The organism is Psychrobacillus sp. BL-248-WT-3, from assembly GCF_012843435.1.
Classification (GTDB): domain Bacteria; phylum Bacillota; class Bacilli; order Bacillales_A; family Planococcaceae; genus Psychrobacillus.
Genome location: NZ_JABAFC010000013.1, coordinates 71608 through 79902, shown reverse-complemented (window position 1 = coordinate 79902; position 8295 = coordinate 71608). Strand labels below are relative to the sequence as shown.

General features: G+C 34.5%; 9 protein-coding genes. 6 read left to right on the top strand and 3 right to left on the bottom strand.

All coding sequences use genetic code 11. The annotated features are described in order from the left end of the window. The first annotated feature begins 237 nt into the window (after window positions 1–237). The 5 genes from HF876_RS09190 (at window position 238) to HF876_RS09170 (ending at window position 4100) form a co-directional block, all read left to right on the top strand. The gene (locus HF876_RS09190) at window positions 238–933 is read left to right on the top strand and encodes a response regulator transcription factor (protein WP_169359764.1); all 696 of its coding nucleotides are present in this window, start codon (window positions 238–240) and stop codon (window positions 931–933) included. Between the two features lies 1 nt (window position 934). Continuing rightward, entirely contained in the window at window positions 935–1870 is a 936-nt protein-coding gene (locus HF876_RS09185; RefSeq protein WP_169359763.1) for a sensor histidine kinase, read from the top strand. A gap of 97 nt (window positions 1871–1967) precedes the next feature. After that, the gene (locus HF876_RS09180; RefSeq protein ID WP_169359762.1) at window positions 1968–2891 is read left to right on the top strand and encodes an ABC transporter ATP-binding protein; all 924 of its coding nucleotides are present in this window, start codon (window positions 1968–1970) and stop codon (window positions 2889–2891) included. After that, window positions 2884–3579: an ABC transporter permease gene (locus HF876_RS09175; protein WP_169359761.1), complete on the top strand. Its 696-nt coding sequence runs from the start codon at window positions 2884–2886 to the stop codon at window positions 3577–3579. Before HF876_RS09180 ends, HF876_RS09175 begins: the two co-directional genes overlap by 8 nt. 32 nt (window positions 3580–3611) lie before the next feature. Continuing rightward, the gene (locus HF876_RS09170) at window positions 3612–4100 is read left to right on the top strand and encodes a DMP19 family protein (protein ID WP_169359760.1); all 489 of its coding nucleotides are present in this window, start codon (window positions 3612–3614) and stop codon (window positions 4098–4100) included. Between the two features lie 100 nt (window positions 4101–4200). On the opposite strand, the gene HF876_RS09165 is transcribed toward HF876_RS09170, so the two are convergent. Together HF876_RS09165 and HF876_RS09160 are read right to left on the bottom strand one after the other, a co-directional pair. Next, on the bottom strand, window positions 4201–4455 hold the full coding sequence (locus HF876_RS09165) for a hypothetical protein (RefSeq protein ID WP_169359759.1): 255 nt from the start codon (window positions 4453–4455) through the stop codon (window positions 4201–4203). 16 nt (window positions 4456–4471) lie between these two features. After that, window positions 4472–4981 (bottom strand): ClbS/DfsB family four-helix bundle protein, encoded by a 510-nt coding sequence (locus HF876_RS09160; RefSeq protein WP_481900284.1) that lies wholly within the window; start codon window positions 4979–4981, stop codon window positions 4472–4474. Between the two features lie 199 nt (window positions 4982–5180). On the opposite strand from HF876_RS09160, the gene HF876_RS09155 reads away from it, so the two are divergent. Continuing rightward, entirely contained in the window at window positions 5181–7796 is a 2616-nt protein-coding gene (locus HF876_RS09155) for an Ig-like domain-containing protein (protein WP_169359757.1), read from the top strand. A gap of 85 nt (window positions 7797–7881) precedes the next feature. Here HF876_RS09155 and HF876_RS09150 read toward each other — a convergent pair whose 3' ends face one another. Beyond that, a complete protein-coding gene (locus tag HF876_RS09150) occupies window positions 7882–8076 on the bottom strand; it encodes a hypothetical protein (RefSeq protein ID WP_169359756.1) in 195 nt (64 codons plus the stop codon). Window positions 8077–8295 lie beyond the last annotated feature (219 nt).

Sequence of the window (8295 nt, the reverse complement as noted above, 5' to 3'; positions counted from 1 at the left end):
ACCTCACCTTTAATTCCATTTATATTTTCGTTTTCTATCATTCATTTTCCTTCTTCAACTAACCTGCGGCGTTAGTTTAAGTGTAACATTTCACAAACTAAATCGCTTTATGAAAAAAAACAATCCTAGCCTTTAAATAGAGCCTAAAATAAACAGTAAGAAAAATTAGTTTTATATATATTTACTTCCATAAATTAGCTATGATTAAAAGAAAATGGACTAAATGAGGTGGAACAAATGTCTAAACGAATTTTATTGGTCGAGGATGATGAATCCATTAGTGAAATGGTTGAGAAATATTTAAGAAGTGAGGGGTTTATCATCACGACTGTGAACGATGGAGAAGCAGCGGTTAAGCAAAATCAATCCTCTGCCTTTGACTTGATCATTTTAGATATTATGATGCCAAAGCTAGATGGCTTAGAAGTTTTGAGGATCATTCGAGAAACTAGTGCTGTGCCTATATTAATTATGTCGGCAAAGGATAGCGATTTGGATAAGGCATTAGGACTGGGCTTAGGGGCTGATGATTATCTTGCCAAGCCTTTTTCATTACTCGAGCTATCTGCAAGAGTAAAGGCTGCGATAAGAAGAGCAACACAATATTCACGGGAGCAGCAAGTAAACGAGGATGTAATTGAAATAGGGGATTTGAAGATAGATGTTACTAACTTTATGGTTACGAAGGGAAAGGAACACATAAAGCTTACTGCGAAAGAGTTTGCTATCTTAAAACTATTTGCTTCCAATCAAAACCGTGTATTTACTAAACAGCAGATTTATCAGTTGGTTTGGGAGGATGAATACTACGGGGATGAGAATATCATTAATGTGCACATGAGAAGGCTTAGAGAGAAGATAGAAGAAGAGCCATCAAACCCGAGGTATATCAAAACCTTGTGGGGAATTGGCTATAAGCTGGAAGGTTTTTAATATGGTACTCCTTTTATGTTTCACTATTATTTTATTGTTGGCCTTCATTGGTTTCCAGTACAAAGAAAAAAGAAATCTCACCTCTAGAATTGCCTATATGCACCAAAAGCTTCATAGCATCATCCAGGAGAATTCAGGAGAAAAAGTTTTAGCACATACCGAGCATGATGAGCTCCGGCAACTATTGAATACAATTAATGAGTTATTAGATGAAAAACAAAAAATACTTGCTACTCATACAAGGCTAGAAGAGTCCATGCGAAAAATGCTTTCCAATGTTTCACACGATTTGAAAACGCCATTAACTGTCATTTTAGGCTATATTGAAATGCTAGAAATTGCGCCTTCCCTACAGGAGGAAGAACGGCAACAGCTCGTTGTTAAACTACATACTAAAACAAATGAAGTACTTAAAATTATCCATACCTTTTTTGACTTGGCGAAAATAGAAGCAGGGGACCAACAATACCCATTGTCAAAGGTAAACATAAATGAAATATGTCGTAAGAACATTTTATCCTTCTATGATCTGATAACAGCAAAGAACATGCATGTTGAAATTGAGATACCAGAAAACAATTTATATGCATTTGGTAATGAGGAGGCAATAGATAGGGTTCTAAACAATCTATTATCCAATGCATTAACCTATGGCGCAGACGGTAAAAACATCGGGTTAGCGTTGAGATACGATGAGTCCTATATTTATATGGATATTTGGGATAAGGGAAAAGGAATCGAAGAGTATCATATCGATCGGGTTTTTGAAAGAACATATACGATGGACGATTCTAGGAATAAACATTTCCAAGGCAGTGGATTAGGCCTAACAATTACAAAGCGGCTTCTTGAAATAATGGGAGGCTCTATTCATCTATCAAGCATCCCTCATGAAAAGACGATTTTTACTGCAACCCTGAAGCGAATTACTTTTTAATGTTAAAGCATAACTTAAGAAATTCGTAAGATGGAAGTAATAAAAAAGAGAGGTTCGTTTTCTATACTAAGAATAGAACGAAGAGGGAGAGGATTCAATGTCATATATATTGAAAACAAATCATCTGACAAAAGTATTCGAAGGTAAGGAAGTCGTTTCTTCTGTTAATATGAATGTTCAAAAGGGAGAAATTTACGGGTTTTTAGGTCCTAATGGAGCAGGTAAAACAACGGTCATGAAAATGATAACCAATCTTATAAAACCGACAAATGGTGAAATAGAAATATTTGGCGAAAGGCTAACCGATCAATCATTCGAGGTCTTAAAAAGAATTGGATCAATAATTGAATATCCAATTTTTTATGATAAGCTGACTGCACGCGAAACACTTCAGCTTCATTGCGATTACATGGGTTATTATAACCAAAAAGAAATAGAGCAAGTATTAGATATGGTTAGTCTAGTGAACACAGGAGACAAGCGAGTAAAAGAATTTTCTCTGGGGATGAAGCAAAGGCTTGGTATTGCACGTGCAATTATCACAAAGCCGGAATTGCTTATTCTAGATGAACCAATAAACGGGCTAGACCCTCAAGGTATAAAGGAAATGAGAGATTTATTTCGAATGCTTTCTAAGGAATATGGCATTACCATTATTGTTTCAAGCCATATTTTAGGAGAGATAGAGCAATTAGCGGATACAATTGGAGTCATCAACAACGGGAAACTCATTCAAGAAATTTCACTTGCACAATTAACTCGTAGTCAAACCGACTACATCGAGCTGATTGTTCAAGACATACAGAAAACTTCCTTCCTGTTAAGTGAGAAGTTACTTTTAGTTAACTTTAAATTAGTAGACGATCATTGTATTCGTATATACGATTCAACGCTCACACCACAAATGATTTCCAAGGTTTTGTATGAACACGATATTGAAATAGAGGCCATTAGTAAAAAGACAAGTACATTAGAGGAATACTTCTTAAAGCTAGTCAATGGGGGTGTTGTAAATGTTTAAGCTAATGAAGCTAGAGATGAAAAAGTTTAAACTGGGCTCCTATTCGGTTAACGCTGTAATTGCTAATTTTGTTATTCTCGGGTTTATATTTCTAATAGCGTATATATCTAAAGTAGAAGGTGACCAGGACTTTGTAAATTACCAGGAGGTCTTAACGGTTATCGATTCATTTGTGAGGGGAACCTTTATCATCTTCGCTGCCACATTAATAGCGAAGTTAATCATAGGAGAATTCAAAAATAAAACAATTACAACGTTATTTATGTATCCAATTAGTAGGAAAAAAATAATTATGGCAAAGCTTGCTATTGTATTTATTTTTACTTTTACATGGATCATTATTTCGAATCTATTTATTACGTCAGTCTACTGTCTCGTTAGTGTAAACTATCAGCTAATTCCTGATACGCTAACGGCTTCGCTTCTTCAAGAACATGGTGTTAGTGTATTGATGTATGCAGTTGCAGCTTCTGGTATGTCGCTAATTCCTCTTTACTTTGGTATGAAGAAATATTCCATACCTACTACAATTATTACATCTATTCTAATTGTAGTTCTAGTTACCAGTAATAATGGTGGATTTTCATTGAATGATATATTTGTTATACCTTTGTCACTGGCATTAATCGGTTTAGTTATTGCATATCTTGCTATTCGAAATATAGATAAAATCGATATAAAAGTATAGGTTAGCTAGAACTGCAGTCAGGGGATTGAGAAATGAAAGTAAATCGAAGTGAGTTACAAACGAATGATGATATTTGGAATGCTGTTTTATCTGCTGCTTATGGAAACTATGCTTTTCCTACAGAAAATAAAAAAAAGGATGACATATTTATTTTATTTAGTTACTTTTGTGAAATGGAAAGTGGAGGCCATGAAGCCTTGCTCAATTGGTTATCAGAAACAATGCAAGGATTGGGTATCCAAAAATACGTAAGTCGACTGACTAAAATGCTGGAGCTGATTGGTGCGGGGGATTATGCAAAAATCGAAAAGGTCTATTTAGAAGAAATGTTGAAGAGATACTTAACCATAGAAAATAGTGATTTTGATGATCCTGATTTTGAAAAACTAGAAGCAGAGTACCTATTTGTAATTGAGAGAGCGGATGAAGAATATAGAAATTTAGAAGAACAGATCAATGAGCGTATATACAACTATGCAGTGATTATACATGAAGAAGTACTTGAGATAGTTAATCATTAAGCAATATAAAAAAGATGGAGTGATAGTTTCACTGCCTTCTTTTTTATTTTGGGGATGAAAAAAAACGGAAGTTACATCACGGCATACAGCGATACTATTATTACAAATCAAAGAGATAAAATGAACCTAGTATACAAACCAAAGTTACTATCCATAAAGTTCCATAGGTAAATTTATTTAGTTCTCTGTCTAGTAAAGATATAGATTGAATAACTGTAATAGCTACAGCGACAAAGAGGGCTCCCAATAAGGCTCCCATTAAAGTAGGCAAGTCGTATATATATTCATCAATAAATAAAAATAGAATAATAGAAAACGGTATTGAAACGCTAGAAAGAAAATGCTTTAAATTCATTTGAATTCACCTTTCTTTATGAGCAGGCTATAGACATTCCAATAGTTTCACATTTTTTAATTGCCCAGCTGTAATGATTGGAAGTATTAGCTGCAAAATAGCTGTGTAAGTTACTTGTTTTCGTCCATTTATAATATCTTTTCGTCATAATTTCTTCATTGGTATGTGATTCAATTAAATCCATTATTCTTTTGTGACTTAACCTCACCTTTTTTATAGCCTGAGCTAACGTTACTTCTTGATAGTTTTCCCAAATTTGCAGATTTAGTAGCTTGATAGTATTCCATTTATAACCGGGTGCTGGCATGAAAGGAATGTCTCCATCCAGACCTTCTCTATACCATCTCTCCAGCATTACATGCCATTCGTAAAGATGCATTAACACATCACGAAAGTTCTTATCTCTTTCATTTGTCTCAATAGAGGTACCCCTTTTTCTACTCGGTATAGATTCAATTATTTTAAGCAAATATTCAAAGGCTTTGTTGCTATTTAGCAATAGAATTTCTTTTTCACTTTTCTCCATCAAGTATAACTTCCTCCTATATAAATAAATATTAACATTGGAATGACAATATTGTAACAAAATTCAGAAATTGGAGATAGAGTGTTTAATGAAATTTTAAAATTTAATTCAGTGCTTAAGAACTAATTTAAACTATATCTATTTTTATATTATTCTAAGATAATAAGGAGAATATATAAAATTTTGGAGGAACTCTAACATGAAGCATACTATCTTAACCACTTTTTTTGCATTATTTTTACTGGGTTTACATTCACCAGTATATGCTTCTGATTTAAATGGAAACAAAGTTATACAACTAGAGGATCCTCTACTACAAGAAAAGTTAGCTACTTATGTTAACTTATGCGACAGTCAATTTCACGAGAATACAACCATCGATCGTATTTCCACGTGTTTAGAGAACAACAATGGAATCTTAACACTTGGGAACGGATATGCTGGGGAGGTCAGGACTCTTAAAGGTCTGGAGGGACTGGAAGGTTTACATATTAAACAGTTAAATATTGAAAACACTCATGCAAGTGGGCAAAGCATTGCTGACCTTACACCACTAGCCAATATCAAAAGTCTAGAGAGTTTAAAATTATATAGTACATACTCAAATGATTTCTCTCCATTAGCAACTCTGCCGAACTTAAAGGAATTAGTGATTAACTCTACTAATAATGAACCGATACAGTCCATTTCTTTATTAAAAAACCTACAAACGCTCCAACTAAGTGGAAGTCAAGTTACTTCACTGGCTGGAATTGAGAGGATGAAACAGCTTACGTCATTGGCTTTAGATGACGTCTCAATTCCTGATTATGGGGCATTAACAAATGTACCGCAGTTGAAAAAATTATTTGTGGACTTTAATGGGGACTCTCGTTTCTTACAGTCTCTGTCTAATTTAGAGGTATTAACTCTCGTTGCTTTTCGTGATGAACCTAAAATCATTAATGGAGATGACTTGAAAAAGTTAACAGAGCTTAAGACACTTCGATTATTTAATATTGAAGCCAATTATGATTATCTTAATAATATGTCACGATTAGAGGAGTTAAAGATATCAAACAGGGATGCTAGTTCCTTGTTAAGTGCGATCAAGGAACCCATGGTGTACCTGAAAAATTTAGACATCAGTCAAAATGAACTTTCTTCGATTGAAGGGGCCGAGAAGCTTTCGGTTCTATTTCCATCGATTGAAAAACTAAATCTGAGAGGAAACGAGATTGCTGATTTATCACCTCTAGTACAAACAGAACGACCTTATCAATACTTAAAAGATTTAGATATAGATGGTAATATAATTTTTGACATTAATATACTAGGAGAGCATGCCAGTCTTTTTCCTTCATTGGAGACAATTTATGCGGAATCCAACTATATTCATTCAATTAGTGAAATGACCAAGCTACCAGTATTGCAATCCTTGTTTTCGGGATATAATTTAATTGATGTTTTTGATGAACAAAATCCTAAAAAATTTATAGGATATTTTCAATTTGAGTTAAGTAAACTAAAACCAATAGAAATGTCTATTGGCGATGTATATGATGGGCCGATTTTATCAAAGGTTTCGATTAGTGATGAATATTGGCGAGATGAGATTAAGACAAGTAGTTTGACGGTAACTTTTTCAGACCCTGAGGTAGCAGAATTAACGAAAAAGGGAAATATTTTAGCAAAAAAAGCAGGGAGTACAACCGTTACATACTCTATTAAGGGTGCAACGGATCCTTATTTTACCCATTCAACTTTGTTAACTGTTTTAAACAAACATTATAAACCATACGACCCTAGTATTGATGGGGATATTACACTGCAAACAAACAAGATGAAAGTATATACATACGGTGAAGATAAAGTGGTAATAGCGAGTAATGGAAAGGTAATTGCAGAGGTTGTACCTTCGGGGTGGTTAACGTTTACTCTTCCAAATCTTAAGGGCCTGAAGGAATTACAGGTTTGGTCAGAGTCCAAACTGGGAGTAAAGAGCAATGTAATTACTATGCCAATTTATAAAACAGAAAAGCCAACCTTACCGGATATAGAAAGTGTTACTGATCAAACAGAGTACATTACAGGTACTGCAGATCCCCATACCACTGTCTATATTACTTCAAGAGAAGCTGAGTCATTTAAGGAACTCACCCAAAAAGTCAGCGACAAAGGGACTTTTAAAGTTTACACCGGGAAGCTTCAGGAGGGTATTTCTATTATTATATACTCCAAAAATGAAGAAGGACGAGAGAGCACTAATCTGAGTACGACTGTACAAGATGTAACGCCACCAGCTATGCCGATATTGGACAATGTGACAAGTGAGTCATTGCAAATTAGTGGTAAAACAGAAGCCCATGCAAAAGTAACAATCAAACGAATGTCTAGGAATATTGGAGACACTCTCGCTGATCAAAATGGTATTTTCAAGCTCTCAATCTCAGCCCCGAGTGTAGGAGATACATTTACGGCCATTGCTGAGGATAAATCTAAAAACAAAAGCAAGGAAGCAAGTATTGTAACTATTTTACCTATAAAGGAAGAAGAGATAATACCTAAAAAACCTGTTTTTTGGAAAGGCTTGCAGTTAAAGAAAGGGCAAATTGGACTTGTTACAATTACAAAAAAAATCAACCTTTGGAAGCGTGAAGGGGACAAGCTCGTCTTTCAACGGATATTAAATCCAGGGGAAGTATATCGAGTCTACAGATATGATAGCAAGTATGGAGGGCAGTATGGTGTGGGTGGAGACCTCTTTATAACTAACATTAGCGGCTATGTGAAATATCAAACGCCATCAAAAGCAATATTGTCACAAGTTAATTAGAAGCAGCAGCACAAAAGAATGTTGCTAAAGTATAAGGGTCTGTATCATAGATACAGACTCTTTAATGGTTGCCCATCTCGTGTAATTAGATATTCTGTGTTACCTTTAATTTCCTCATTAAGAAAAAGGTAAGAGTAAGAATCACACCAGTAATCATCCCGATGATGCTTAAATTGATACCTGCTCCGGACGTAATACCATCGGCACGAATAATAGCATTAGCATAGATGGAAACCCCGACGATAATAAATCCAATCCATTCAAATATTTTGGTTATCATATTTAAAACCTCCATTTGTACCAAAATTATAACATTATTGGAATTTTTAAAAAAAGTTTCTTTATCCACATGTGCGTCTTACTACAATCATGGCTTAAGCTTATCCTTTACAAGTTCATTTTCTTTCAAAATATCAAAGTTTAACTTTCTTAGTAAAAGGCAAACCTTTATACAATGTACAACCACGACAGCAAATCATTAAAGGATAGTAAAATTCTG

Bases quoted from the DNA above. Each gene is read 5' to 3' on its own strand.
- HF876_RS09185 (WP_169359763.1), top strand. From the start codon at position 935: ATGGTACTCCTTTTATGTTTCACTATTATTTTATTGTTGGCCTTCATT.
- HF876_RS09150 (WP_169359756.1), bottom strand. From the start codon at position 8,076: ATGATAACCAAAATATTTGAATGGATTGGATTTATTATCGTCGGGGTT.
- HF876_RS09190 (WP_169359764.1), top strand. From the start codon at position 238: ATGTCTAAACGAATTTTATTGGTCGAGGATGATGAATCCATTAGTGAA.
- HF876_RS09170 (WP_169359760.1), top strand. From the start codon at position 3,612: ATGAAAGTAAATCGAAGTGAGTTACAAACGAATGATGATATTTGGAAT.
- HF876_RS09175 (WP_169359761.1), top strand. From the start codon at position 2,884: ATGTTTAAGCTAATGAAGCTAGAGATGAAAAAGTTTAAACTGGGCTCC.
- HF876_RS09160 (WP_481900284.1), bottom strand. From the start codon at position 4,981: ATGGAGAAAAGTGAAAAAGAAATTCTATTGCTAAATAGCAACAAAGCC.
- HF876_RS09165 (WP_169359759.1), bottom strand. From the start codon at position 4,455: ATGAATTTAAAGCATTTTCTTTCTAGCGTTTCAATACCGTTTTCTATT.
- HF876_RS09155 (WP_169359757.1), top strand. From the start codon at position 5,181: ATGAAGCATACTATCTTAACCACTTTTTTTGCATTATTTTTACTGGGT.
- HF876_RS09180 (WP_169359762.1), top strand. From the start codon at position 1,968: ATGTCATATATATTGAAAACAAATCATCTGACAAAAGTATTCGAAGGT.